This window comes from Pseudarthrobacter linnaei, assembly GCF_055412825.1.
The window spans coordinates 16,487-43,277 of sequence record NZ_JBVAYX010000006.1; the positions used below are offsets into that span (position 1 = coordinate 16,487).

Sequence of the window (26,791 nt, forward strand, 5' to 3'; positions counted from 1 at the left end):
CTCAGGCCCCCTTCACGGGCAGCAGGCGCGGGTCGTACGGGTCCAGGCCCACCGCTTCGGCGGGCGGACCGTAGCCGGCCATCCGCATCACGGCCTGCGCGTCGGCCGGCGACTTCCCGGGCAGCGTGGCGCAGATGGCCTGCAGGATCCGGGCGTGCGGGAGCCCGTCCCCGAGCAGCCCGAACCGGAGCATCTCCAGGCTCGGCCGGAAGCGGGTCAGCAGCTCACGGCCGGCGGCGAGGTCCACGAGGGCGGCGTATTCCAGCACCATTGGCAGGTAGTCGGGCAGTTCCCCGTGGGTGTCCACCAGGATGTCGCTTTGCCGGTAGGTTTTCTTGAAGGTGCCCAGGACTTCGCCGCGGCGCCGGGTGTCCCCGTCCGTCCAGTAGGACAGGTGCAGGGCGTGGCGCTTGCCGAGGTCGAACTCGCGCACGTAGTGGGCCTGGCTCTCCATCGGCGGTGTGGATTCCAGCGAATCCAGCACCTCCTGGAAGTCCGCGGCGGCGCCGCGGAACTCCGCCAGCGCGGCCCGCATGAGAGGCACCTTGCCGATGAGGTCCTCGTCCGGGTAGGACAGGCACCAGGACGCCGCGAGGTAGACCACCTGCTCGCGGCGGCTCATGCCCGCCCCCCGTCCGCCGGGGTGCCGGGGCCGGGCACGGGTTCCTGTTCCGGTAAGAGCGCCTTGTCCGGGACCAGCGCCTTTTCCGGAAAGAGCCCGGAGGGAGCCCCCGTCCCGTCCCAGTTCAGCAGGTTCACCCGGCCGCGCAGGGTGGTTTCGCCGGGCGCCGCGCCGGAGGTCTGCCGGTCGCGCAGGGCGTTGAAGGTTTCCACCGCCACCGGGACGGGTCTTCCGCTGGCTTCGCCGAAAGGGGCGGAATCCTGCATGCCCGGTCCGCCGTCGAAGTCCAGCGAGCAGCCCATCTCTTCCAGGTCATGTGCCTGTTCCACGTGGGCCTTGGGGATGACGTAGCGTTCCTCGTACTTCGCGATGGCCATCAGCCGGTACATCTCATACATCGTCTGGCTGTCCATGCCCACAGCTTCGGGGATGGAGTCGTCGGGGTCGTTGCCGAGGCTGATGCCGCGCATGAAGGAGCGCATGGCCGCGAGTTTCTTCAGCACCGCGGTAACCCGGTCCGCGTCGCCGGCGGTGAAGAGTTCCGCGAGGTATTCCACCGGGATGCGCAGCGCGTCGATGGCGCCGAAGAGGTTGCCGGCGTCCTCGCCGTCGTGCCCCTGGTCGCGCAGCAGGTCCACCACGGGCGAGAGCGGCGGCACGTACCAGACCATCGGCATGGTCCGGTATTCGGGGTGCAGCGGTAGGGCCACCTTGTAGACCTTGGCCAGGGCGTAGACCGGCGAGCGCCGCGCGGCGTCAATCCAGTCTTCCGGGATGCCCTGCGCCCGGGCTTCGGCCTGGACGGCGGGGTCGTTCGGGTCCAGCAGCACGTCCATCTGGGCGTCGTAGAGTTCCCGCGGGTCCGTGACGGATGCCGCGGCCGTGACGGCGTCGGCGTCGTACAGGAACAGCCCCAGGTACCGCAGCCGGCCCACGCAGGTCTCCGAGCAGACCGTCGGCAGCCCCACCTCCACCCGCGGGTAGCAGAAGGTGCATTTCTCGGCCTTGCCGGTTTTGTGGTTGAAGTAGATCTTCTTGTACGGGCAGCCGGTGACGCACTGCCGCCAGCCGCGGCATTTGTCCTGGTCCACCAGGACGATCCCGTCCTCCACCCGCTTGTAAATCGCACCGGAGGGGCAGGAGGCCATGCAGGAGGGGTTCAGGCAGTGTTCGCAGATCCGCGGGAGGTAGAACATGAAGGTCTGCTCGTAGGCGAACTTGATCTTGTCCTCGGATTCGCGCCGGACCTTTTCCACGATCGGGTCCAGGTGCCCGTACTCGGTGGAACCGCCCAGGTCGTCGTCCCAGTTCGCCGACCAGGTGATCTTGGTGTCCTTCCCGGTGATCAGGGACTTGGGCCGGGCCACCGGGAAATCGTCGCCCAGGGGCGCGTCCACGAGGGTCTTGTAGTCGTAGGTCCACGGCTCGTAGTAGTCCTTGAGCTCGGGCTGGACCGGGCTGGCGAAGATCCCGAAGAGCTTCTTGACCCGGCCGCCGGCCTTCAGGACCAGCTTGCCGCGTTTGTTCAGCACCCAGCCGCCCTGCCATTTGTCCTGGTCCTCATAGCGGCGCGGATACCCCTGGCCGGGGCGGGTTTCGACGTTGTTGAACCAGACGTATTCGGTGCCCGCACGGTTGGTCCAGGCCTGCTTGCAGGTCACGGAGCAGGTGTGGCAGCCGATGCACTTGTCCAGGTTCATGACCATGCCCATTTGAGCCATAACACGCATCAGTACTGCACCTCCTGGGAGCGACGGCGGACGGTGGCGACCATGTCGCGCTGGTTCCCGGTGGGGCCGAGGTAGTTGAACGCGTAGGCCTGCTGGGCGTATCCGCCGATCAGGTGTGAGGGTTTGACCAGCAGCCGGGTCACGGAATTGTGGATGCCGCCGCGGCGCCCGGTGGCCTCGGACTTCGGCACGTCGATGGTGCGTTCCTGCGCGTGGTGGACGTAGACCACGCCGGCCGGCATCCGGTGGCTGACGATGGCCCGGGCCACCAGGACGCCGTTGATGTTCAGGCACTCCACCCAGTCGTTGTCCTTGACCTGGATGGCGTCCGCGTCGGCGGGACTCATCCAGACCGTCGGCCCGCCGCGGGAGAGCGAGAGCATCAGCAGGTTGTCCTGGTATTCGGAGTGGATGGACCACTTGGAGTGCGGGGTCAGGTAGCGGACCACCACCTCCATGGCCCCGTCCCGGCCGAGTCTGGGTTCGCCGAAGAGCTTGTGCATGTCCAGCGGCGGCCGGTAGATCGGCAGGGCCTCGCCGATGTCGATCATCCAGTCGTGGTCGAGGAAAAAGTGCATCCGCCCGGTCAGGGTGTGGAAGGGCTTGAGCCGTTCGATGTTGATGGTGAACGGGGCGTAGCGCCGCCCGCCCGTTTCGGAGCCGGACCATTCCGGGGAGGTGATCACCGGGACCGGGCCGGCCTGGGTCTGGGCGAAGGTGATGAATTTTTCCTCGGACCCCTCGGAGAGGTCCGCCAGCTTCCTCCCGGTGCGGATTTCCAGGTCTTTGAAGCCCTGCACGGACAGTGCGCCGTTGGTGGTGCCGGAGAAGGCCAGGATGGCCTCGGCCATTTTCGCGTCGGTGTCGATCGCGGGGCGGCCGTCCACGGCGCCGCCGAGCATCACGCCGTTGGAGCGGCTGAGCCGGTCCAGGGGGCCGGCGAGTTTGTAGGTGACGTTCTTGACCGTGAATCCGAGTTTGTCGGCCAGCGGTCCGACGGCGGCCAGCTTGTCCGCGATGGCGGTGTAGTCCCGCTCCACGACGGAAAAAACGGGCATGTTCTGCCCGGGGACCGCGGCGATGGACGTGTCCCGCCAGTCCCGGACGATCCCGCCGGGCTGGGCGAGCTGGCCGGGCGTGTCGTGCTGCAGCGGCACGCTGACCAGGTCCCGGCGCACGCCCAGGTGCGTCTTGGCCATCCGGGAGAACTCCTGGGCCAGCAGGTGGAACATGTCGAAGTCCGTTTTGGTCTCCCATGGCGGGTCGATCGCCGGGGTGAAGGCATGCACGAAGGGGTGCATGTCGGTGGAGGACAGGTCATGCTTCTCGTACCAGGTGGCGGCCGGGAACACGACGTCGGACAGCAGGGTCGTGGAGGTCATCCGGAAGTCCGCGGAGACCAGCAGGTCCAGTTTCCCTTCGGGTGCGTGATCGTGCCATTTCACGTCCCGGGGTTTGAGGCCTTCGGCGTGGTCCTTGCCGAGGACATTGTTGTGCGTTCCCAGCAGGTTCCGCAGGAAGTACTCGTTGCCCTTGGCGGAGGAGCCGAACAGGTTGGAGCGCCACAGCACGAGCGTCCGCGGCCAGTTCTCCGGGGCGTCCACGTCCTCGATCGCCGGGTTCAGGGTGCGGTTCTTCAGCGCGTCCGCGATGAAGCTGGGGGTGTCCTTCGCCGTCCCGGCGGCGACGGCGGCCTCAGCCTCGTCCGCGAGGTCCAGCGGGTTGCGGTCGAACTGCGGGTAGAAGGGCATCCAGCCGAGCCGGGCGGACTGGGCCAGCGCGTCGGCGGTGTGCATGCCGTCCATGGCCCCGGTGGACAGCGGGGACTTCAGCGCGTCCGCGGAGTAGCCGTCCTGCCGCCACTGGTCCGTGTGCATGTACCAGTAGCCGGTGCCGATCATGGTCCGTGGCGGGCGTGACCAGTCCAGGGCATTGGCCAGCGATAGCCAGCCGGTGACCGGCCGGGTCTTCTCCTGTCCCACATAGTGGGCCCAGCCGCCGCCGTTGCGGCCCATGCAACCGGTCAGCATGACGAGTGCCAGCACCGCCCGGTAGGTGGTGTCGCCGTGGAACCACTGGCAGATCCCGGCGCCCATGATGATCATGGACCGGCCCTTGGACTGCTCGGCGTTGCGGGCGAATTCGCGTGCCACCCGGATGCAGGCCTGCGCGGGGACGGACGTGATCTCCTCCTGCCAGGCCGGGGTGTAGGGCGTCGCGGCGTCGTCATAGCCGGCGGCCCACTCCCCCGGCAGCCCTGGGCGGCCGACGCCGTACTGGGCGAGCATGAGGTCGAATACGGTGGTCACCAGCTGGCCCTCCACTTCCAGGACGGGCACCCCGCGGCGGAGCACACTGCCGGTGCCGTCTGCCTCCTCGAAGCAGGGCAGCAGGATCTCGGCGCTCGCAGAGGAGACTTCGCGCAGCGACAGCGCCGGTTCGATCCCCGCCAGGTCCAGGTTCCATTTGCCCTCGCCGGTGCCGGAGTAGCGGAACCCCATGGAGCCGTTCGGAACCGCCGGGCGGCCGGCCTTCTTGTCGAACATCACGGTGCGGAACGCCGCGTCCTCGGCCAGGGACTCGGCCGGGATGTCCCGGGCCGTGAGGAACTTCGACGGCGTGAGGGTGCCGTCGTTGCGCCGTTCAAGCCGGACCAGGAACGGCAGGTCCGTGTACTGGCGGACGTAGTCGGAGAAGAACGGGACCTCACGCTCAACGAAGAATTCCCTAAGCATGACGTGGCCCATCGCCATCGCCAGGGCCGCGTCGGTTCCGGCCTGGGCAGGGAGCCATTCGTCGGCGAACTTCGTGTTATCCGCATAGTCCGGGCTGACCGTGACCACCTTGGTGCCGCGGTACCGCACCTCAGCCATCCAGTGCGCGTCCGGGGTCCGGGTGACGGGGACGTTGGAGCCCCACATCATCAGGTAGCCCGCGTCCCACCAGTCGCCGGATTCCGGGACGTCGGTCTGGTCCCCGAAGACCTGCGGGCTGGCCACGGGCAGGTCCGCGTACCAGTCGTAGAAGGACGTCATCACCCCGCCGATCAGCTGGATGAAGCGGGTTCCGACCGCGTGCGAGACCATCGACATCGCGGGGATCGGCGAGAAGCCGGCGCAGCGGTCCGGCCCGTAGTTCTTGATCGTGTTCACGTGGGCGGCAGCCGCGATTTCGATGGCCTCCTGCCAGGAGACCCGGACCAGGCCGCCCTTGCCGCGGGCCAGCTGGTAGCGGCGGCGCCGCTCCGGGTCCCCCACGACGTCGGCAAAGGCCAGCACCGGGTCGCCCAGCCGGGCCTTGGCCTCGCGGTACATCTCGACGAGGACGCCCCGGGCGTAGGGGAACCGGACCCGGGTGGGCGAGTAGGTGTACCAGGAGAAGGCCGCGCCGCGCGGGCAGCCCCGCGGCTCGTATTCCGGGCTGTCCGGTCCGACGGAGGGGTAGTCGGTCTGCTGGGATTCCCAGGTGATGATGCCGTCCTTGACGTACACCTTCCAGGAGCAGGAGCCGGTGCAGTTCACCCCGTGGGTGGAGCGCACCACCTTGTCGTGGCTCCAGCGGTCCCGGTAGAAGATGTCGCCCTTGCGGCCGCCCTCCCGGAACACCGCCCTGCCGTCCTCGGTCTGGTCCCATTTCGTGAAAAATCGGCCCAGCTTCAACATTGCGTCCGAGGCGGGTCCGTCTAACCCCGCGGATTCTCCGGCAGTCATGACCCCAAGCTAGGTTGCCGTTTCCGGCCCGGACAGGGCCTTACGGCACTGGGCAAATCCCGCCAGTCAGGGCGGGTGGCCGCCTCCAGTCAGGGCAGGTGGCCGCCTCCAGGCAGGGCTCAGGCGAAACTCGCCAATTCGACGCCGGCGCTTTCCAGAGCCGCGCGGATCGCGGAGGCCGTGGCGACGGAACCGGGGGTGTCGCCGTGGATGCACAGCGATTGCGGTTCGATCCGGAGCACCGTGCCGTCAACGGCCTCGACCTCGCCCGTCGTGGCGACGCGCACCGCGCGTTCGCTGATCCGGTCGACGTCGTCCAGCATGGCGCCGTCCTGCGAGCGCGGCATGAGGGTGCCGTCCGGCAGGTAGGCGCGGTCGGCGAAGGCCTCCGCGAAGACCGGGTGGCCGGCTTCCTGGGCGATGCCGAGCAGGGCGGAGCCAGGGAAGCCCAGGACAGGAAGTCCCGGGTCGTAGGCCTGGATGGCGGCGACCACGGCGGAGGCCTGCTCGGCGTCGCGCACTGTCCGGTCGTACAGCGCCCCGTGCAGTTTGACGTAGTCCACCGAGGCGCCGACGGCGTGCGCCACCCCGTCCAGGGCGCCGAGCTGGTACAGCACGGCGCCGAAGAGGTCATCGAAGGTGATGTCCATGGCCCGGAGGCCGAAGCCGGCGAGGTCCGGGTAGCCGAGGTGGGCGCCGACCCGGACGTCGAGTTCGTAGGCGGCCCGGCAGGTGTCCAGCATGGTCAGCGGGTCCCCGGCGTGCAGGCCGCAGGCCACGCTGGCGCTGGTGACCAGCGGGAACATCGCGGCGTCCTCGCCCATGGTCCAGGTCCCGAAGGACTCCCCCAGATCGGCGTTCAGATCCAAAACGCGCCGCCTTCCTGCGCTGCCTTGTCCTTGCTGCCCCGCACTGCTGCCGGGCCTTCGGGTGCCGCTGCCTGGCCTGCGGGTGCCGCCGGGCCGCCCAGTTCCCCGGGGATGACGAGCGGCATCGGGCCGAACGCTTCCTTGGCGCTCGCGACGACGGCGCGGCCCATCACCCGGTTGCCCACACCGCCGACGACGGCGCCGATGCCAAACGGCAACGCCCGGCCCAGCAGGGCAGCGCCCTGCTGTTTGAGCAGGGTCCGGAGGAACATTGTCTGGATCCGTTCCCGCACCGAGCCGAAGCCGGCCAGCGGAACCCGGCGGGTGAAGAGGGATCCCCAGGTCTGGGTGGGGCCCTTGCCCTGCCCCGCGGCCTGCCCGCTCAGCGAGCTCAACAGGGCGGTGCCCTCCTCGCCCAGCATGATGGCCATGACCAGGGTACTGGCCTTGTCCGGGTCCACCAGCCGGACGCCATGGAGTTCGGCGAGGGAGGTGGAGAAAAGTGCGGTGGCTTCGAGGAAGCCGACGGTCGCGGCGGCCGAGAGGCCCAGCGCGGCGACCGTCCCGACGCCCGGAATGACGGCCGCGCCGCCCACCAGCGCGCCGCCGCCGGTGACGGCAATGAGGTAGTCCCGTTCCAGGGTCGCGGCGAGCTGCGCCGCGGTGGCCTGCGGGTGCCTCCGCTGGAGCCGGCGCAGGTTCGCCAGCACCAGCGGGCGCTGGACCTCAACGGCCCGCAGGAGCACGTTGTGGACGCCGGGTTTGGGCTTGCCCTCGGCGTCGAACATCGCGCTGTGCGCTGACTTCTGCGCAATTTTTATTGCCGGGTTGCTTCGCTTGGCCATCATCGCCTCTTCGTGAACTATAAGTGTGCTGAGCTTCGTCTGGTGTTAACACTAGGCCACGGGCCCCTCGGTCCGCGTTTCAGCCACCAACCCAGCCGCCGCCCGGGCCAGGCAGCTAGAGCACCCACGATTCGGCCGCGGCCGCCAATGCCGACGACGCCGGGCCCAGCGGACCGGGGTACACACAGCGGCGCCGGGCCATTCCACCCGAATTCCACGAGCCGGCCGGTGGCGCGGAATCCCCTCCCGGCGTTGAGGCCGGCATCGAACCCGTCGTCGGTGTGGGTGATGGCCCCCGGCAGGAACCGGGCAGCCTCCGGGAAGTGGCGGGGCCGCCGGGGCGCCTCCGCGGCGCGGAAGCGCCCCGCCGGCACCGGGTTAGCGCGGGGTGCGGAAGAGCCCCGCCGGCACCGGGTTAGCGCGGGGTGCGGATGAGTTTCTTGTTGACGAACTCATTCATGCCGAACCGTGCCAGTTCGCGCCCGACGCCGGAGCGCTTCACTCCGCCGAACGGCAGATCCGCCTGGGTTTCGGCCACGGAATTGATGAACACCATCCCGGTGTCCAGCTGGTCAGCCACATCCTTGGCCTTCTCGGCATCGGCGCTGAAGACCGCGCCGCCGAGGCCGTACGGGGAACCGTTCGCCAGCTCGATGGCCTCCTCCACACTGGCGACCTTGTAGATGACCGCCGCCGGGCCGAAAAGCTCTTCGGAGAACGCCCGCATCCCGGGGGTCACGTCGGTCAGCACCGTGGGCTCGACGTAGGCGCCCGGGCCCTCGACGTGGTGTCCGCCGGTCCGCAGGGTGGCCCCCTTTTCCACAGCGTCCTGGATCTGTTCGATGAGGCCGTCCGCGGCAACCTGCGAGGAAAGCGGGCCGAACCGGGTGTCGGCCAGCAGGGGGTCGCCCGGCTTGATCGCGGACATTCTGGCGGTGAATTTCTCCACGAACGCCTCGTACAGGTCCTCAAGGATGATGAACCGCTTTGAGGCCGTGCAGGCCTGCCCGGCGTTCCCCATCCGTCCGCTGACGGCGGCTTTGACGGTGCTGTCGAGGTCCTCGGAGTCCAGGACAATGAAGGGGTCGCTGCCGCCGAGTTCCAGGACGTACTTCTTCAGGTTCCTGCCGGCCACCTCGGCAACGGCCGACCCTGCCCGCTCACTGCCGGTCAGCGAGACACCCTGCACGCGGTCATCGGCGATGACCTCCGCGACCTGTTCGTTGCTCAGGAACAGGTTGATGTATGCCCCCTCGGGGAGCCCGGCGTCCTTGAAGATCTGCTCGATGGCGAGTGCCGACTGGGGGCAGCTGCCGGCGTGCTTGAGGAGGATGGTGTTGCCGAGGATCAGGTTGGGGGCGGCGAACCGCGCCACCTGGTAGTAGGGGTAGTTCCACGGCATGATCCCCAGCAGCGGCCCGACGGGCGCGGAGCGGACGATGGCCTCGCCGCCGCCTTTGACGTCAAGGATTTCGTCCTGAAGAAAGGACGGACCCTCGTCCGCGTAGTAGGCGTAGATGTCAGCCACGAGGCCCACTTCGCCGCGGGACTGGGCCAGGGGCTTGCCCATCTCCGTGGCAATCAGCCGGGCCAGCACATCCCGGCGCTCCCGGTACAGCTCGGCCACCCGGGCAATCACCTTCGCGCGGGCCTCCACCGGCGCCGATTGCCAGTCCCGGAAGGCAGCCTTCGAGTCCGCCAGCGCGTGCTCCACCTCGGCCGCGGTGGCGAGCGGGAATTCCTTCAACGTTTCTCCGGTCGCGGGGTTCACGCTCATGTAGGCAGTCATTAATCCACCATCTCCGTTTCTGAGTAGTCCAGTTCAACCGGGCCTGGCCGCCGCCGCGTTCTTGCGGCAGGGCAGGCATCCGAGCCCAGTACGTCGGAACGGGCTGTCCCGATGAGGTCGCCCGTCCCATTAGGCGGCAACCCGGGCACCCGTCCCGCTATTCCATCCGGCCTCCGGGGACGGCGCCTGTCCGACGGGCTGGAACGGGGCGGACGGGGCTGGGACGGGTCCGGACGGGGCTGGGACGGGTCCGGACGGGCCTCTAGACTGGAGCCATGCGCTCACTGAGGGCCCTGCGCCCGTTCGCGCACCGGGAGTACCGTGTGCTGATAGCGGCCCTGGCCATCTCCGTTTTCGGCTCCGGGATGTGGGCCGTCGCGATGGTCTATGAGGTGATCCATCTGGGCGGCGGCCCGCTGGAGCTCTCCCTCGTGGCGGCGGCGGGCAGTGTGGGCCTGGTCGCGTTTGTGCTCGCGGGCGGCATCGCGGCGGACCGGTTCCCGCAGCGGCTCCTGATCATCGCGGTGGAGGGCGCCAACCTTGCCGTCATTGGCGGCATCAGCGGGCTGGCCATGCTGGGCTGGCTGCAGCTCTGGCATCTCGCGCTCGGCGCGTTTGTCCTGGGCGTCGGGGCCGCGTTCTTCTTCCCCGCCTACTCCGCCATCCTTCCCAGGATCCTCCCGCCGGAGGACCTGCTCGCGGCCAACGGCATGGAGGGGACCATGCGGCCCCTGCTGCAGCAGGCCGCCGGTCCCGCCGTCGCGGGCATCCTGGTCGCTGCTTTGTCCCCCGCACACGCCGTGACGGGGGTGGCGGTGTGCCACCTGCTGGCTTTTTCCATCCTCAACCTGCTCCACCGCCAGCCCCGGCCGGACTCGGAGGGCGGCGAGGGTGCGGAGGGTGCGGAGGGCGGCGCCCATTCCGGGTCCGGGTCCGGCGGACGGGCCAGGACGTCCCTGCTGCACGACCTCCGCGAGGGGGTCAGCTACACGGTCCGCACGCCCTGGCTGCTGTGGACCCTGCTGTGGGCCTGCATCTCCGTGTTGTTCCTGATCGGCCCTATTGAGGTGCTCCTGCCCTTCGTGGTCGGCGACCAGCTCGGCGGCGACTCGCGCATGTTCGGCTTCCTGCTCGCCATCATGGGCGTCGGCGGCGCGGCAGCCTCGCTGGCCACGGCCTCGTTCCCGCTGCCGCGCCGCTACCTCAGCGTCATGATGGTGAGCTGGGGTGCGGGCAGTCTGCCGATCGCAGCGGTCGGCATCATGGACAGCTTCTGGGCGCTGGCCGCCGCGCTGTTCATCTTCGGTGCCACCGGCGGCATGGGTATGGTCATCTGGGGGACCCTGCTGCAGCGCCGGGTGCCGCCGCACCTGCTGGGCCGCGTCTCCAGCCTGGACTTCTTCGTGTCGCTGGCCCTGATGCCGGTGTCCATGGCCCTCGCCGGACCCGCCGCGGAGGTGCTGCCGATCTGGCTCATCTTCCTGGTCGCCGGAACGGTGTGCCCGGTCATGGCCGCCGTCGCCATGGCGGTCGCCCGGATGCCGGCGGACGAACTCGGCCACCCGCTGGACGACCGCGAGGTGGACGGCCTCGAGGTGGGAGGCCGCGAGGTGGGAGGCCGCGAGGTGGACGGCCACGCCGACGCCGCGGCCCCTTCCGAAGCCTCCGGCCCAGTGCATCCCGGCCCGAAGCAACGCGGGGTCAGTTAGCGCCCATTCCGGTGGCGAACATGGGCGCTAGGTGACCCCGCGTTGCTTTTGGCGGGGCTCAGACCGCCGCGCGCACGATCGGGATCGATGCCGTCGGGAGTCCACTCGGGAAGATCGTGGGCTCCGGTTCCGCGACCGGGGCCAGCGGAATCTGCACCGTGTCGCCGTCGACCGTGAGCAGCTCACCTCGCACCTCCACCTCGAGCGGCGCACCTTCGCGCACGGTCAGGCTGATGGAACCCTGGGCCAGTTCGACCCGCAGCAACCGGCCCTGGATCTTCAGGTGGAAGGACAGCCCGTCCCATTCGGCGGGCAGCCGCGGGTCGAAGTACGGCACCGCACCCTGGTCGCGGAGGCCCGCGAAGCCGCTAACCAGCGAACTCCACACCCCGCCGGTGGAGGCGATGTGCACACCGTCGATCGTGTTGCCGTGGGTGTCGTCCAGGTCGATGAACAGCGCGTGCGTGAAGTGCCTCAGCGCCGCGCCGGCGTAGCCAACCTCTGCCGCCATGATGCCCTGCACGCAGGCGGACAGGGTGGAATCGCCGGTGGTGATCGGGTCGTAGAAGTCGAAGGCGCGGCGCTTTTCCTCGGCCGTGAAGTCCTGCCACTGCAGGAACATGGCCAGCACGCTGTCGGCCTGTTTGAGGACCTGGTGGCGGTAGATCACCAGGGGGTGGAAGTGCAGCAGCAACGGGTACTGGGACCGGGGCGTGCTCCAGTCCCACGGCTCCAGGGTCATGAAGTCGTTGTCCTGCGAGTGCACCTGGAGGTCCTCGTCGTAGGGCAGCTGCATCCGGTTGGCGGCCTGCTCCCAGAGCTGGCGTTCGGCGTCGTCGATCTCCGCGTAGTCCAGCGCAGCCGCGGCGCGCAGGTTAAACCGGGCCATGACGTTGGTGTACAGGTTGTCATTGACGACGGCGGTGTACTCGTCCGGGCCGGTGACGCCGTGGATGTGGAAGAGCCCGTCCTTACCGAAGAAGCCCAATGAGACCCACATCCGGGCGGTCTCGATCAGCAGCTCCGAGCCGAGGGTCTCCCGGAACTCCTGGTCACCGCTGGCCCAGATGTAACGGTTGGTGGCGAAGGCGATGGCGGCGGCGATGTGGAACTGGGCCGTGCCGGCGGCGTAGTAGGCGCTCGCCTCGAGCCCGTTGATGGTGCGCCACGGGAAGAGGGCGCCGTCCACGCTGAGCTCCTTGGCACGGATCTTGGCCTCGGGAAGCATGTCGTGGCGGAACTCGAGGACCTGGCGGGCGTTGCCCGGGCTGGTGTACGTCAGGTACGGCATCAGATACACCTCCTGGTCCCAGAAGTAATGGCCGTCGTAGCCGGAACCGCTGACGCCCTTGGCCGGGATGCCGGCGACGTCGGCGCAGGCCGTGGCCTGGGCCAGCTGGAAGAGGTTCCAGCGGACGGCCTGCTGGAGTTCGGTCTGGCCGGCGAGGACGATGTCACTCGTGGTCCAGTACTCGCGGTAGTGCGCGGCGCTTTCGGCGAAGATCTCCGCGAGCGGCCTAAGGCCTGCCTCGGCGTCGTCGGCCAGGTCCGCGGAGGCCTGCCCGACGGCGTAGCTGACACTCTTTTCCAGCACGAACGGCGCGTCGGCGCCGACGGCCAGGACATAGCGCACGCTGCTCTCGTCCTCGTGCACCAGCGTGTCGAAGGGCTGCACCCCGGCGTTCGTCCAGTGGTCCACCGCCAGGCCGATGCGTTGCCTGGATTCGGCGGTCTCCCAGGACAGGCGCAGCGAGCCGTCGCCGCCGTCGAGCCGCACGGGAAGCAGCACCCGACCGGCGTGTCGGCCGGCGCGGCGCGGGTCATGGGAGGAGTGTTCCTCGACCGGCTGGTCCTGGCGGTTGATCACCGAGGAGGTCACATCCGCGGAGATGTCCCGGTCCGCCGCCAGTTCCAGCGAGATGCCGAGCGCTCCGCGGGACTGGTAGCCGACGGCGCGGCGTTCCGTGGTGGTCACGGTGGCGCCGGAACGGCACTGCCAGGTGATCCGGCAGTCGTAGACACCGGTGGCGAAGTCGACGCTGCGCCGGTAGTCCAGCACGGTCGATTCGCCCAGGCTCAGGGTTTCGCCGTCAATGACCACGGTGAAGTTGTTGGCGTCCGGAATGTACAGGATCCGCTGGCCGGTGCGGGCGAAACCGTAGGCGTTCTCGGCGTGCTTGATGTCCCAGGTCTCGTGGAAGCCGTTGATGAAGCTGCCCGGCAGATCGGCGTCGGCGGCTGACCAGTGGGCGCCGCGGATGCCGAGGTGGCCGTTGCCCAGGCTGAAGAGCGTCTCCAGCGTGCCGGCGTTGCCGGGCAGGTGGACGGTCTCGACCAGCTGCCACGGGTCGTTGGGGAACCGTGCGCGGTCCGAGGTGATGAGGGCCATGGTTTTCCTTCAGGCGGTAAAGAGTCAGGTGGTGAAAGTCGGGGCGGGGCCCTGCCGGGCGGAAACGGAGGGCGGAGGCTAGAGGAGCTCTTCGAGGTCGTTGACCACGAGGGTGGCGCCGGCGGCCAGCAGGGCCTGCCGGCCGGCGCCGCGGTCCACGCCGATCACCGAGTGGAAGTTCCCCGCGTGTCCGGCCTGAACGCCGGAGACGGCGTCCTCGACGACGACGCACTCCTCGCTGGGCAGGCCAAGCAGCCGGGCGGCGTACTCGTAGGTCGCCGGGCTGGGCTTGCCGGGCAGGCCTTCGGCGACGGCGACGACGCCGTCGACCACCACCGGGAAGTAGTCGGAGAGGCCGGCGGCCTTCAGCACTGCCGGGGCGTTGCGGGAGGAGGAGACGACGGCGACCTTGAGCCCGCGGGCCAGCGCGGCGTCGATGAAGCGCACGGAGCCTTCGTAGGGCTTGACGCCGCCGGCTTCGACGATGTCGTTGAAGACCCTGTTCTTGCGGTTGCCCAGACCGTGGACGGTGTTGTGCGCCGGGTCGTCACCCAGCGGGCCCTCGGGCAGGACGATGTTGCGGGAGGCCAGGAAGTCGCGGACCCCGTCGAAGCGCGGCTTGCCGTCGATGTGGTCGAAGTAGTCGCTTTCACGGTAGCCGGGCGCCTCGGGCACGGTCTTGAGGAAGCCGTCGAAAAGCTCCTGCCAGGCGCGTTCGTGCACGATCGCGGTGGGGGTCAGGACGCCGTCGAGGTCAAAGAGGATGGCGGAGGCCCCGGTCCAGCTCGAAGGGGTGCTGTTGGAAAGCTCAGTCATGGAACGGTTGTCCTTTCAGACGGCGGGAACAAAGTCGGTGGTCTGCCCCTTCGGCGGGGCATTGGGACGGCACAGGACGCCGTCGGTGGACGCGTCGTCGGTGGACGGCACCGTCGGTGGACGGCACCCTCTGCGGAACCCCGGAAGGCAAACACCGGGGGTAACCGCTGGAGGGGTAAACGCTGAAGGGTCAGGCCGCTGGGCTCGGCGCCGGACAGCGCCGGCTGCGGGTGCACTTGCGCGCCATCAGTTTGGTTTCCAGCGCGTGGCAGGTCGGGGGGTTCGGCAGTCCAGAGCGGTCGAGTCTTTCAATCAGCAGCTTGGCCGCGAACACTTCCTGATCCGCTGCCTGCCAGGAGATGGTGGCGATGGACCCCGCGCGTCCGCCAGCCAGGCGGGAGGCAACCCGTTCCAGCCCGCCGGCCGCATCGCCGACTTTTGCACAGGACCGGGCGGAGACGTCCGGGAGGTTCCGGAGGGGCCGTGAGACGGTGCAGATGGAGAGAGCGGCGACGTCCTGGATGGTGACGGGCGGCGTCTTGGCCTGCAGCACGCGGCTCAGCCCTTTCTTCCCCCTGTAGTAAATGGGCCGTGAACACGGCCATCATCGAGTGTAAACGCTTACAAAATTAGCGTGCAAGTGGATAAATGAATGACGGTCGTTTGGTCCTGCCGCGCCGGGCGCCGCGGGCTAGGCTGCGCCCGGCGCCCGACCATCCGGGCGCAGCACGTAGTGGCGGAGGAACGCACTGACGTCCGCGAGTTCCGCCGCCGAGATCGAGTGGCCCATTCCGGGGTACGTCCGAGCCGTGAGCTGCGTGTGCTCGTGGAGCCAGGCCTCGGTGTGCTCCGTGGCGGCGTCGTTGATCACCACGTCGTCCCGGTCCCGGCCCCAGAAGAAGGGCGGGCGGGCCTCGAACGATTCGCTCATCGCCAGGAGTTCGTTTTCCAGGACAAAACCGGACAGCCCGACGACGGCCCGGAACTGCGCGGGCCGCAGCCGCAGCAGCGTGGTGGCCATGGCCATGCCCTGCGAGTAGCCGAAGAGGCTGACGCTGCTGTGCCGGGCTTTGACGGATTCGATCCAGCCGAAGACGGCATTCGTCGAGGAGATGACGTCGGCGAAGTCATGGGACAGGAAGTAGTCCAGCAGGAACCAGCCGTGGCCGTCCCCGATCTCCTTGGGTCCGCGCAGGGCGGCGCAGGTGAACCCGGACGGCAGGCTCTCAAAGAGTTTCGCCATCCGGGATTCGTCCCGGCCGTAGCCGTGCAGCATCACCAGCAGCGGCGTGCCGGCGCGTTCGTGTTCCGGCTTGGACCAGACGACTGTCTCCATCGGAACAGCCTAGCTTTCGGTGATCACCAGCGCGGTGCTGTGCCCGCCGAATCCGAACGCGTTGGCGATGCCTGCCCTGGCCGGCTGTCCTGCCACGGTTTCCCGGAGGAGGTTGAGGTCGACCCCGTCGTCGGGCTGGTCCAGGTTGCCGGTGCCGGGGACGTCGCCGGTCTTCAAGGCCTGGATCACCACGATGGCGCCGAGCGCGCCGGCCCCGCCGAGGAGGTGACCGGTGAGGGATTTCGTGGACGTGACGGGAACCTGGTTTCCGAGCACGGCCCTGATCGCTCCGGCTTCCAGGCGGTCGCCGACCGGGGTGGACGTCGCGTGCGCGTGGACGAGGCCGATGTCCCTGACGCCAAGGCCGGCGGCGGCGATGGCCTTTTCCATCACCCGGCGCTGCATGGCCGGATCAGCAGCGACGATGTCGACGGCGTCGGACGTGACCGCGGTTCCGGCCACTACACCAAGGATTTCCGCTCCGCGGGCCCGGGCGTGGTCCTCACGTTCCAGGACCAGGATCGCGGCGCCTTCGGCCAGCACGAATCCGTCCCGGTCCCGGTCGAAGGGCCGCGATGCGGACTGCGGGTCCCCGTTGCGGGTGGACAACGCGCGAATTTGAGCGAATCCGCTGATGATCAGGCCATTGATGCAGGAATCCACGCCGCCCGCGATCACGACGTCCGCCGCACCGGCCCGGATCATGTCGGAGGCCTGGGAGATGGCTTCCGCCCCGGAAGCGCAGGCGCTCACCGGGGTGCGCGCCCCTCCTTTGGCACCGACGTCGATGGAGACCCAGGCCGCGGGGGCGTTGGTCATGATCCGGGTGAGGGTATGCGGGGAAACCCTGCGCGGGCCGCTGGAATCGAGCGTCCGGGTCTGCTCAAGAATGGTGTCGAGGCCGCCGTAGCCGGACCCGATCACCACCGACAGGCGTTCCGGATCAGTCTCCGGCCGGCCCGCCTGCTCCCACGCTTCGCGGGCCGCGATCACCGCCAGATGCCCGCACCGGTCCATCTTCTTGTATTCGGGAGTGGTGAGAAGCGAGGCGACGTCAATCTTCACCTGGCCCGCCATTCGGACCGGCAGCGCCTGCGCCCAGTCCTCCTCGAGCGCCACGATTCCGGAGCGCCCGGCCAGCAGCGCCGCCCGGGTCTCGGCGGCGGTCCCGCCTACCGGGGTCACGGCGCCCAGTCCGGTGACAACGACTCTGGGGGAAGCTTCAGGCATGGGTACCGGCGTTTCTGTGAGACCCGCCAGGGGACCTGCGGCAGTGCGGGCAGGAGGGCGGGAGTAGCGGGGTCAAACGGGGGGCAGGCATGGGGGCTGCCGCTATGCACCCTTTAAGAGTACGTGCGATCGCCGGCCGCGGGCCCGGATTCCCCGGCCGCCGATCCGCCACGGGTACGAACAAGCGCCCCCGGCGGCGCCGCCGCTGTTTGGAACCGCCGGGGCGGGCACGATGCCGCGCGAAGGCTGATCGGAGTGGCGCCGCGCGGATCGTTGAAACAACACCCACCGGGCTGTAGCGTGACGTTGGACAGTATGCTTAGCAGTACCAATCCGTCCCACCGGACACAAGGAGCAAGTCATGAGAATCGGTTCCTCCATCTTCCTCATCGCCCTCGGCGCCATTTTGGCCTGGGCCATCACCCCCGGGCTGATCCCCAACGTCGACCAGAGCATGATCGGCTACATCCTGATGGCGGTGGGCGTCATCGGGCTGATCGCCTCCCTGGTGCTGGCGTCCCCGGGCCGCAGCCGAACCCGCCGGGTCAGCGAAACCCGCTCCGTCGTCGATCCCAACACCGGCGAGACCATCACTCGCAATGAGAGCCGCGACGCCGGCATCTAGCGCCAGAACGCTGCTGTGCACCACGGTGCACAGCATGAACGACCCGCACGCCGGGCCGGACCCAAGGTCTGGCCCGGCGTCTTTGCGCTCCCCCGCCCACTCCCCCGCGCGGGACATGCCCCGCCCGCGGAGCCACCGGTGGACATAGTGCCAATGCGCCCATTCCGCACCGCGAAGAGTGGACATGCCCCGCGGCTCACCAAACCCCGGAGTGGACATGCCCCCCGTCGAGGGCTCACAGAACGCGGATGCTCCCCTGCCTCGCCCACCCCCAGATTGGGCATGCCCAGCCCGTGGAGCCACGGGCGGACATAGTGCCAATTTGTCCACTCCTCACCGCGAGGAGTGGACATGTCCCCCCGTCGAGGGCTCACAGAACGCGGATGCTCCCCTGCCTCGCCCACCCCCAGATTGGGCATGCCCAGTCCGCGGAGCCACGGGCGGACATCGTCCCAATGTGCCCACGCCCCAGCACAAAGACTTGACATGTCCCCCGGCTCACCGGCCCGCACACTGCGCATGCCCAGCCTGCGCAGCCAGGGGCGGACAGAGTGCCACCATGCCCACTCTGCGGCGCCAAGACTGGGCATGTCCCCCGGGCGGCGGGGTGAGTCTTCTGCGTTCATGTTGTTTTTCATTGACAAAGCCACAGATTCAAAGATAAAGTCAATCAACCCCACCACCTGTGATGGCTATCACTGAAGTGGCGGGAGGGTCCGCAGTACTGACGCAAAGGAGAGCCAGTGTTCGCCGAAGAACGCCAACAACTCATCGTTGGGCTCATTACTGCCAGCGGCCGCGCCAGCGTCACGGACCTTGCCGAGCGTTTCAGCATCACCACCGAGACGGTCCGCCGGGACCTGGCCGCCCTCGAAGCCGCCGGCAGCGTGCGCCGGGTCCACGGCGGCGCGGTGTCCCCGGACCGATTCAGTACCACCGAGGAAAGCATCCTGGTCCGCACCGACCAGCGTCAGCCGGAAAAGACCCGGATCGCCGAGGCCGCCCTGGCGCTCATCCCGCAGGACCGCACCGGGAGCGTCCTGATCGACGCCGGATCCACCACAGAGGCCCTCGCGGAACTCCTGGCCGCCCGGACGGCAGCGAGCACCGCCATTTCAGGACCCGCTGCCGAACTCGTGGTCATCACCCACTCGCTGCCCGTCGCGGCCAAGCTGTCCGGGGAACCCGGCATCGCCCTGCACCTGCTGGGCGGAAAGGTCCGCGGGATCACGCAGGCCGCCGTTGGCCAGTCCACAGTGGAAGCCGCCCGCCGGCTCCGCCCGGACATCGCCTTCATCGGCACCAACGGCATCCATGCAGCCTTCGGGCTGAGCACTCCCGATCCTGAAGAAGCCGCTGTCAAGGCTGCCTTCGTCCAATCAGCACGCCGCATTGTGGTGCTGGCTGATGCCTCCAAGCTGGACGCCGAAACCCTCGTCCAGTTCGCCTCGTTGAAAGATCTGGACACCTTGATCACTGACACGAAACCCAGCCAGGACCTGGCCGACGCCCTCGCGGACGCCGGAGTGGAGGTGGTGGTCGCGTGATTGTCACCCTGACCGCCAACCCGAGCCTGGACCGTACCGTGGCGTTGCCGGGCCCCCTGCTCCGCGGCGAAGTCCAGCGGGCCGTCTCCGTCCGGCAGGAATCCGGAGGCAAGGGCGTCAACGTCTCCCGCGCCCTCGTCGCCTCCGGCCTGACGACGGTAGCGGTGCTGCCCGGAGCCGAGGCGGACCCCGTCCTCGCCGGCCTTCGGGACGGCGACGTCCCGTTCGCCGCGCTCCCGATCGGCGAGCCGCTGCGCAGCAATGTGGCGCTCACCGAACCGGGCGGTGTCACGACAAAGATCAACGAACCCGGCCCGGTGCTGAGTGCGGACCAGCAGGAGGCCCTGATCGGGCTGCTCCTGGACCACGCCCGCGGAGCCAGCTGGGTTGTCCTGGCCGGATCGCTCCCACCCGGGGTACCGGCCGGCTTCTATGCCACCGTCACCCGGCGGCTGCGCTCCATGGGCCACGGCAACGAGGCCCCCCTCATCGCCGTCGACTCCTCCGGCGAACCGCTCGCCGCCGCGGTCTCCGGCGACGCGCTGGGAAAGCCGGATCTCATCAAGCCCAACGCCGAGGAACTCGTGGAACTGGCTGCCGCAGCCGGGTTCGCCACGCACAAGTCCGCCGAGGAACTCGAAGCGGATCCGGAGGCCGCCGCGGCGGCCGCTTCCGCCGTCGTGCGCTCCGGGGTGGGTGCCGTGCTCGCCACGCTCGGCTCCAAGGGTGCGGTGCTTGTGACGGCCGGCGGCGCGTGGCTGGCCACGCACCCGCCGGTCACTGCGGTGAGCACGGTGGGCGCAGGGGACTCGTCGCTGGCCGGCTACCTGCTCGCCTCCAGCCGGGGCGCCGCCCCGGCCGATTGCCTCCGTCAGGCTGTGGCCCATGGTGCCGCCGCCGCTTCTCTGCCGGGCTCCACAGTCCCGGCAGTCCACCAAACCACCCCCGATGCCGTAACCATCACGGCCCTGAAGAAGGATTGACAGTGACTCAGCTCATTACGACCGACCTGGTCGAGCTCGACCAGAACCTGGGCAGCACGCCCGAGGACGTGATCCGGCACCTGGCAGGCAAAGTTGCCGCCAACGGACGCGCCACCGAAATTGAAGGCCTCTTTGCCGACGCCTTCGCCCGGGAACAGAAGACCGCCACCGGCGTCCCCGGCGGCATCGCCATCCCGCACTGCCGTTCGACGGCGGTCACCGAGCCGACGCTGGTCATGGCCCGGCTCTCCCAGCCGGTCGACTTCGGCGCCAAGGACGGCCCCGCGGACCTGATCTTCTTCATCGCCGCCCCCGAAGGCGCGGACCAGGAGCACCTTAAACTGCTCTCCAGGCTGGCCCGTTCCCTGATCAAAAAGGACTTCACCGCGTCCCTGCGTGCCGCGGGTTCAGCGGCCGAGGTCGTCGAGCTCGTCGAGGGCGCCCTCGCGGACAAGCCTGCCGCGGCAGCCCCGGCAGCGGCCACAGCCGCTGCTACCGGCGCAACTGCCGCCGGTTCGACCCCAGCCGGCCCAACCGCCGAGCCCGCACCGGCCGGGGCACCCCGGCCCAAGCGCCTCGTCGCTGTGACCGCCTGCCCCACCGGCATCGCCCACACCTACATGGCCGCTGATTCGCTCGTGGCCGCGGCCAAGGAAGCCGGCATCGACCTGCAGGTCGAGACGCAGGGCTCCTCCGGCGCCAAGCCCCTGGACCCGGCCGTAATCGCGGCCGCCGACGCCGTGATCTTCGCCGTGGACGTGGACGTGCGCGGCAAGGAGCGCTTCGCCGGCATGCCCGTCATCAACGCCCCGGTCAAGCGCGGCATCGACGAGCCGGAAAAGATGGTCCGGGAGGCCCTCGCCGCCGCGGACAACCCGAACGCCCGCCGCGTCCCGCACTATGGTGAGGATCAGGCGCAGCTGGAGGCCGAGGAAAAGGGCGAGCACTTCGGCACGAAGCTGAAGAAGGCGCTGCTCACGGGTGTCAGCTACATGATCCCGTTCGTGGCCGGCGGCGGTCTGCTGATCGCCCTTGGCTTCCTGTTGGGCGGCTACGACATCACTGCGTACGCCGACAAGATCCTGGCGGAGAACACGCTCACCAATCTGCCGACCGATTACCCGGAACTGGCCTGGGGCCCGCTGGGCGCCTTCCTAGGTGCCGTGATGTTCAAGATCGGCGCCCTGTCCCTCGGCTTCCTCGTCCCGGCGCTGGCCGGCTACATCGCTTTCGCCCTGGCTGACCGGCCGGGCATCGCCCCCGGCTTCGTCACCGGTGCCGTTGCCGGGTTCATGGGTGCGGGCTTCCTCGGCGGCATCGTCGGCGGGCTGCTGGCAGGCTACACGGCACATGCCATCGGCCAGATCAGCGTCCCCCGCTGGCTGCGCGGCCTGATGCCGGTGGTCATTATTCCGTTGGTGGCATCCCTCGTAGCGTCCGGCCTGATGTTCCTGGTCCTGGGCGGCCCGATCGCCGCACTCACCGTGGGCCTCAACGACTGGCTGTCCAGCCTCACCGGCGCCAGCGCCATCGCCCTCGGCGTCATCCTCGGCCTGATGATGTGCTTCGACCTCGGCGGACCCGTCAACAAGGTTGCCTACTCCTTCGCCGTCGCCGGCCTCGGCGCGGCAACCATCGACAACCAGGCACCGTGGCAGATCATGGCGGCCGTAATGGCCGCCGGCATGGTCCCGCCGCTGGCCATGGCCCTCGCCTCCACCGTGCTGAACAAGAAGCTCTTCAGCCTGGCGGAGCAGGAAAACGGCAAGGCCGCCTGGCTGCTGGGAGCCTCCTTCATCTCCGAAGGCGCCATCCCCTTCGCCGCGGCCGACCCGCTCCGCGTCATCCCCGCCAGCATGATCGGCGGCGCCGTGACGGGTGCCATCTCGATGGCAGCCGGGGTGGGATCGAAGGCACCGCACGGCGGCATTTTCGTCTTCTTCGCCATCGACAACTTCCTGATGTTCGTCGTCGCCATCGCGGCCGGCACCGTCGTCACGGCCTTCGCCATCATCGGGCTCAAGCGCTGGGCAGTCAAGAAGCCGGTTGATACGGTGGAACAGGTTTCCGTAGCCGTCTGAGCCGCCCAGAAGACCTTCCCTAGCCTTCATCCCCATGCTGAACCAAGGAGCAACAATGACCGAACGTAACGCCACCATTGCCAGCCGCGTAGGGCTGCACGCCCGCCCGGCCGCAATCTTTGCCGAGGCTGCAGGCGAGTTCGATCTCGAGATCACCATTGCCCGGCTGGGCGAACCCGTTGACGAGGCCATGGATGCCGCCAGCATCCTGTCCCTCATGAGCCTGGGCGCGTCCCACGGCGAGGTTGTGGTCCTGCGCGCCGAGGGCGACGGCGCCGACGCCGCCCTCGAACGCCTGGTCCAGATCCTGGAAACGGACCACGACGCCGAATAGCGCCACCCTCCGGCGGTACCGCCGCCGCGTCCGAGGCCCGGCCGCACCCGAACAGGGCTGCGGCCGGGCCTCGGCGTTCCCGGGGTTCGCCGGGAAATTCCTCAGCAAACTTAGTAGCTACTTGTCACGGCCCGGCGGCGCCGCTAGCTTGGAATCCGCGGTACCACTCACCGCGTACAACCCAGCCGCCGAGGTAGCCATGCCAACGAAGAAGAACGCCCCGCGGGGCTCCGAGAACCCCAGCATCAAGGACCCCGGACTCTACGAAGAGCTGCTGGAGGACGGCGCGTCGAAGCAGAAGGCCGCCCGCATCTCCAACGCCGCAGCGAAGAACGGCCGGTCAGCCGTAGGCCGCAAGGGCGGGAAGGCCGGCGGCTACGAGGACTGGACCGTCCCCCAGCTCAAGGAACGCGCCAGGGAGATCGGGCTCAAGGGCTACTCGGCCAAGAAGAAAAGCGAGCTCATCGCCGCGCTACGGAACTCCTGATCCCGATGGCCACTGGCCGGACAGCCGTCCGCTCAGGCTTCCTTCCGCGCGCTCCGCACGGCGGCCTTCGGGGCGGACGTCTTGGAAGCGGCGGTCTTGGCCGGAGTCTTACCCGGAGTCTTACCTGCGGTCTTACCTGCGGTCTTGCTGGCGGTCTTGCTGGCCGTCTCGGGCGCGGCCTTGGCGGCGGTCCGGGCAGCCGTCCTGGGCGCGGCTTTGGCCGCGGCCCCCGGCTTGGCGGCAGGCTTTGCAGGTTCGTCCGCGGACGCTGCCCCTCCGCCGCGCTTCTTCTCCAGGCTCCGTTTGAGTGCTTCCATCAGGTCGATCACCTCGCCGCTGCCGGCCTCGGCCGCCGGGACGCCAAAGGTCTCCTCGGTGTCCAGGGATTCGCCCTTCTCCAGCTTCGCCTCGATGAGCTGGCGCAGCTGCAGCTGGTAGTCGTCGGTGAACTGCTCCGGTTCGAAGTCCGCCGCCATCGAATCGACCAGCGCGGCGGACATCTCACGCTCCTGGGCGGAGATGCGGATTGTTGTTTCGAGCGAGGGGAAGCTGGCCTCGCGCACTTCGTCAGCCCACAGCAAAGCCTGCAGCACCAGCACGTCACCGCGGATCCGCAGGGCTCCCAGCCGGGTTTTGTCCCGCAGGGCGAACTGGACGATGGCCACCCGTTCGGTGTCCTCGAGCGCCCGGCGCAGCAGGACATAGGCCTTGGGCGACTTGGAGTCCGGCTCGAGGTAGTAGCTCTTCTCGAACATCATCGGGTCGAGCTGCTCAGCCGGCACAAACTGCACCACGTCGATCTCGTGGCTGTTCTCGGCCGGAATGGACTTGAGCTCCTCCCTGCTGAGGACAACCGTGCGGCCGTCGTCCTCGTAGGCCTTATCGATGTCCTCGTAGTCCACGATCTTGCTGCAGACCTCGCAGCGGCGCTGGTAGCGGATCCGTCCGCCGTCGGCATTGTGGACCTGATGCAGGCTGATGTCGTGGTCCTCGGTCGCGCTGTAGACCTTGACGGGCACGTTGACCAGCCCAAACGCTATCGCGCCTTTCCAAATGGCTCTCATGGATCAAGTGAACATCACAGTTGCGTGGAGGTGAAGCCCCTTGGCTGAACGGACGTCCGCCAGTAACAAGGAGCGGGTCCGGATCGGGGGCCGCGAACTGGTGGTCACCAACCTGGACAAGGTCATGTATCCGGAGACCGGCACCACGAAGGCCGATGTGCTGGCCTACTACGCTGCTGTGGCGCCCGTCCTCATCCCGGCCGCCGCGAACCGCCCGGCCACCCGGAAACGCTGGGTGCACGGCGTCGGGACGGCCGATGCCCCCGGCGAGATGTTTTTCCAGAAGAACCTGGACCACTCCACGCCGGGGTGGGTCCCGAGGGCCTCCATCACGCACAAGGAACGCACCATCCAGTACCCGCTGGTCAACGACCCTGCCACGCTGACCTGGCTCGCGCAGATCGCTGCCCTGGAGATCCATGTGCCGCAGTGGCGCGTCGACTCGCACGGAGACGCCCAGCCGCCGGACCGGCTGGTGCTGGACCTGGATCCCGGCGAGGGTGCGGGGCTGGCCGAGTGCGTTGAGGTCGCGATGCTCGCCCGCACCATCCTGCAGGACGTGGGCCTGGATCCCGTCCCCGTGACCAGCGGCAGCAAGGGCATCCACCTGTACGCCGCCCTCGACGGCACGCAGAGCTCCGAGCAGATCTCCGAGTTCGCCCACGAACTGGCACGATCGCTGGAAGCCGATCACCCGGAACTGGCCGTGAGCGACATGAAGAAGACGCTGCGCACCGGCAAGGTCCTGGTGGACTGGAGCCAGAACAGCGCCGCAAAAACCACCATCGTCCCCTACTCCCTGCGCGGGCGGCTCCGGCCCACCGTGGCCGCGCCCCGGACCTGGCGCGAACTGAGCTCGCCGTCCCTCCACCAGCTCGACTACCAGGAGGTCCTGGAACGGGTCAGGTCCGGCAAGGATCCTTTCGCCGCCATCTCCGGCGAGGGGCGGCCGGGTGCCCCGGCGGACGGGCATCCGGGCGGCCCAGCAGGGGACGCGCCCGGCGACGGCGGCGACACCGACCCGCGGCTGGAGAAGTACCGCGCCAAGCGGGACGCTGCCTCGACCCCGGAGCCGTTCACGGCGGAACGGCACCGCACGGGGACAGCAAACGGCACCCTCCGGGAGAAGTTCGTCATCCAGGAGCACCACGCCAGCCGGCTGCATTATGACTTCCGGCTGGAGCGCGACGGCGTGCTGGTGTCCTGGGCGTTGCCCAAGGGCGTCCCCACCAGCAAGACCAAGAACCACCTGGCCGTCCAGACCGAGGACCACCCGATGGACTACGCGGACTTCGCAGGGACCATTCCCAAGGGCCAGTACGGCGCCGGGACCATCAGCATCTGGGACCACGGCTACTACGAGTGCGAGAAGTGGGTCGCAGGCAAAGAGGTCATTGCCACCCTCACGGGCCAGGACGACGGCGGTCTGGGCGGCGCCCGCCGGTTCGCGCTGATCCACACCGGCCGCGGCGACGACCAGTGGCTCATCCACCTCATGGACCCGCAGGGCGCGAAGAAGGGCCAAGGGCCCCCGCCGTTGCAGGAGCAGGAGCCGGAGCCGGCACCGGCCCTGGAATCCGGTGCCGCAGCGCCGGAAAGTGAACCGCCGGCCGCGGCGGACCCGGCAGCCTTCACGCCGATGCTCGCCAGCTCCGGAACCGCCGCGGACCTGCCGGACAAGGACTGGCAGTTCGAACTCAAATGGGACGGGGTGCGGGCCCTGGTCGTTGGGGACGCGCACCGGATCCGTCTGATCAGCCGTAACGGCAACGACATGTCCGCCGCGTACCCGGAACTGACCGACCGCTCCTGCTGGCCGGAGCAGGATTTCATCGCCGACGGCGAGATCATCGCCGTCGGCCCCTCGGGGCGGCCGGACTTCGGGCTGCTGCAGGGGCGGATGAAACTCACCAAGGCCGCTGACATCGCGAAGGCGCAATCGACGACGCCCGTGCGGCTGATGCTGTTCGACCTCCTGTCCGAGAACGGCACCGACCTGCGCCGACTGCCGCTCCGCAGGCGGCGCGCCCGGCTGGAAGCCTTCTTCACCACGTCCGGCTGCCCGGTGGAACTGTCCCCGCTGATCGACGGCGACGTCCGGCACATCCTGGAAAGCGCCGAGGAACTGGGGCTGGAGGGCGTCATGGCCAAGCGCACGGACGGCCGCTACGTCGGACAGCGCAGCAAGTCCTGGCTCAAGCTCAAGTTCGAACGAACCCAGGAGGTTGTGGTCGGCGGCTGGAGGCCGGGCAAAGGCGAGCGCGGGGAATCCGTCGGCTCACTCCTGCTGGGGATCCCGGCCGGATCGAAGTTGCGCTACGTCGGGCGCGTCGGCAGCGGATTCAGCGCCCGGGAACTCAAGGAACTTCGCCAGCAGCTCGATGCCCTGCCCCGGAAGACCTCACCGTTCGAGGAGGTGCCTGCGGCCGACGCCTCGGACGCGCACTGGGTGAGCGCCAAGCTTGTCGGGGAAGTCACCTACGGGGAATGGACCGGCAGCGGCAAGCTCCGGCACCCGGTCTGGCGCGGCTGGCGGGTGGATAAAAACCCGGCGGACGTGGTGATGGAATAGGACTAAAGCCAATGCGAAGTCAGGGAGAAGCCCGGGCGGCCGTTGCAGGCCGT

20 protein-coding genes are annotated in these 26,791 nt (G+C 68.8%); 8 read left to right on the forward strand and 12 right to left on the reverse strand.

Annotation, left to right across the window (positions count from 1 at the left end):
* Nucleotide 1 precedes the first annotated feature (1 nt).
* The 6 genes from narJ to ACZYZ3_RS07690 all read right to left on the reverse strand — a co-directional run bounded on the left by narJ (nt 2) and on the right by ACZYZ3_RS07690 (nt 9,565).
* Complete coding sequence (gene narJ / locus ACZYZ3_RS07665; RefSeq protein WP_463963233.1) at nt 2–622, reverse strand: nitrate reductase molybdenum cofactor assembly chaperone; 621 nt, start codon at nt 620–622, stop codon at nt 2–4.
* Entirely contained in the window at nt 619–2,352 is a 1,734-nt protein-coding gene (gene narH / locus ACZYZ3_RS07670; protein ID WP_463963234.1) for a nitrate reductase subunit beta, read from the reverse strand. Before narH ends, narJ begins: the two co-directional genes overlap by 4 nt.
* Nucleotides 2,352–6,062 (reverse strand): nitrate reductase subunit alpha, encoded by a 3,711-nt coding sequence (locus tag ACZYZ3_RS07675; RefSeq protein ID WP_463963235.1) that lies wholly within the window; start codon nt 6,060–6,062, stop codon nt 2,352–2,354. Before ACZYZ3_RS07675 ends, narH begins: the two co-directional genes overlap by 1 nt.
* A gap of 119 nt (nt 6,063–6,181) precedes the next feature.
* Nucleotides 6,182–6,931, reverse strand: a complete 750-nt coding sequence (locus ACZYZ3_RS07680) for a LamB/YcsF family protein (protein WP_463963236.1) — start codon at nt 6,929–6,931, stop codon at nt 6,182–6,184.
* Complete coding sequence (locus ACZYZ3_RS07685) at nt 6,922–7,776, reverse strand: hypothetical protein (protein WP_463963416.1); 855 nt, start codon at nt 7,774–7,776, stop codon at nt 6,922–6,924. Before ACZYZ3_RS07685 ends, ACZYZ3_RS07680 begins: the two co-directional genes overlap by 10 nt.
* Nucleotides 7,777–8,191: 415 nt before the next feature.
* Complete coding sequence (locus ACZYZ3_RS07690) at nt 8,192–9,565, reverse strand: NAD-dependent succinate-semialdehyde dehydrogenase (protein WP_463963237.1); 1,374 nt, start codon at nt 9,563–9,565, stop codon at nt 8,192–8,194.
* Between the two features lie 275 nt (nt 9,566–9,840).
* Here ACZYZ3_RS07690 and ACZYZ3_RS07695 point away from each other — a divergent pair, with 275 nt between their 5' ends.
* On the forward strand, nt 9,841–11,274 hold the full coding sequence (locus ACZYZ3_RS07695) for an MFS transporter (RefSeq protein WP_463963238.1): 1,434 nt from the start codon (nt 9,841–9,843) through the stop codon (nt 11,272–11,274).
* A 58-nt stretch (nt 11,275–11,332) separates the two neighbouring features.
* On the opposite strand, the gene ACZYZ3_RS07700 is transcribed toward ACZYZ3_RS07695, so the two are convergent.
* The 5 genes from ACZYZ3_RS07700 to ACZYZ3_RS07720 all read right to left on the reverse strand — a co-directional run bounded on the left by ACZYZ3_RS07700 (nt 11,333) and on the right by ACZYZ3_RS07720 (nt 17,045).
* Entirely contained in the window at nt 11,333–13,663 is a 2,331-nt protein-coding gene (locus tag ACZYZ3_RS07700; protein ID WP_463963239.1) for a glycoside hydrolase family 65 protein, read from the reverse strand.
* Between the two features lie 78 nt (nt 13,664–13,741).
* Nucleotides 13,742–14,479, reverse strand: coding sequence for an HAD family hydrolase (locus tag ACZYZ3_RS07705; RefSeq protein WP_463963240.1), 738 nt, complete (start codon nt 14,477–14,479; stop codon nt 13,742–13,744).
* Nucleotides 14,480–14,669: 190 nt separating this feature from the next.
* A complete protein-coding gene (locus tag ACZYZ3_RS07710; protein ID WP_463963241.1) occupies nt 14,670–15,032 on the reverse strand; it encodes a hypothetical protein in 363 nt (120 codons plus the stop codon).
* Nucleotides 15,033–15,170: 138 nt separating this feature from the next.
* Nucleotides 15,171–15,815 carry an alpha/beta hydrolase gene (locus tag ACZYZ3_RS07715; RefSeq protein WP_463963242.1) on the reverse strand — a complete coding sequence of 215 codons (645 nt, stop codon included), beginning with the start codon at nt 15,813–15,815 and terminating at the stop codon, nt 15,171–15,173.
* Nucleotides 15,816–15,824: 9 nt separating this feature from the next.
* Complete coding sequence (locus ACZYZ3_RS07720) at nt 15,825–17,045, reverse strand: beta-ketoacyl-[acyl-carrier-protein] synthase family protein (protein WP_463963243.1); 1,221 nt, start codon at nt 17,043–17,045, stop codon at nt 15,825–15,827.
* A 361-nt stretch (nt 17,046–17,406) separates the two neighbouring features.
* Here ACZYZ3_RS07720 and ACZYZ3_RS07725 point away from each other — a divergent pair, with 361 nt between their 5' ends.
* The 6 genes from ACZYZ3_RS07725 (at nt 17,407) to ACZYZ3_RS07750 (ending at nt 23,102) form a co-directional block, all read left to right on the forward strand.
* A complete protein-coding gene (locus tag ACZYZ3_RS07725) occupies nt 17,407–17,670 on the forward strand; it encodes a DUF6458 family protein (protein WP_463963244.1) in 264 nt (87 codons plus the stop codon).
* A gap of 743 nt (nt 17,671–18,413) precedes the next feature.
* Entirely contained in the window at nt 18,414–19,217 is an 804-nt protein-coding gene (locus tag ACZYZ3_RS07730; protein ID WP_463963245.1) for a DeoR/GlpR family DNA-binding transcription regulator, read from the forward strand.
* A complete protein-coding gene (locus ACZYZ3_RS07735) occupies nt 19,214–20,200 on the forward strand; it encodes a 1-phosphofructokinase family hexose kinase (protein WP_463963246.1) in 987 nt (328 codons plus the stop codon). Before ACZYZ3_RS07730 ends, ACZYZ3_RS07735 begins: the two co-directional genes overlap by 4 nt.
* A gap of 2 nt (nt 20,201–20,202) precedes the next feature.
* Nucleotides 20,203–22,281 (forward strand): PTS fructose transporter subunit IIABC, encoded by a 2,079-nt coding sequence (locus tag ACZYZ3_RS07740; RefSeq protein ID WP_463963247.1) that lies wholly within the window; start codon nt 20,203–20,205, stop codon nt 22,279–22,281.
* 55 nt (nt 22,282–22,336) lie between these two features.
* Nucleotides 22,337–22,615: an HPr family phosphocarrier protein gene (locus ACZYZ3_RS07745; RefSeq protein WP_056428072.1), complete on the forward strand. Its 279-nt coding sequence runs from the start codon at nt 22,337–22,339 to the stop codon at nt 22,613–22,615.
* Nucleotides 22,616–22,814: 199 nt separating this feature from the next.
* Entirely contained in the window at nt 22,815–23,102 is a 288-nt protein-coding gene (locus tag ACZYZ3_RS07750) for a DUF7218 family protein (protein WP_463963248.1), read from the forward strand.
* A gap of 32 nt (nt 23,103–23,134) precedes the next feature.
* On the opposite strand, the gene ku is transcribed toward ACZYZ3_RS07750, so the two are convergent.
* Nucleotides 23,135–24,166, reverse strand: coding sequence for a non-homologous end joining protein Ku (gene ku, locus ACZYZ3_RS07755; RefSeq protein ID WP_463963249.1), 1,032 nt, complete (start codon nt 24,164–24,166; stop codon nt 23,135–23,137).
* A 40-nt stretch (nt 24,167–24,206) separates the two neighbouring features.
* Here ku and ACZYZ3_RS07760 point away from each other — a divergent pair, with 40 nt between their 5' ends.
* Nucleotides 24,207–26,738, forward strand: a complete 2,532-nt coding sequence (locus tag ACZYZ3_RS07760) for an ATP-dependent DNA ligase (protein ID WP_463963250.1) — start codon at nt 24,207–24,209, stop codon at nt 26,736–26,738.
* Nucleotides 26,739–26,791 lie beyond the last annotated feature (53 nt).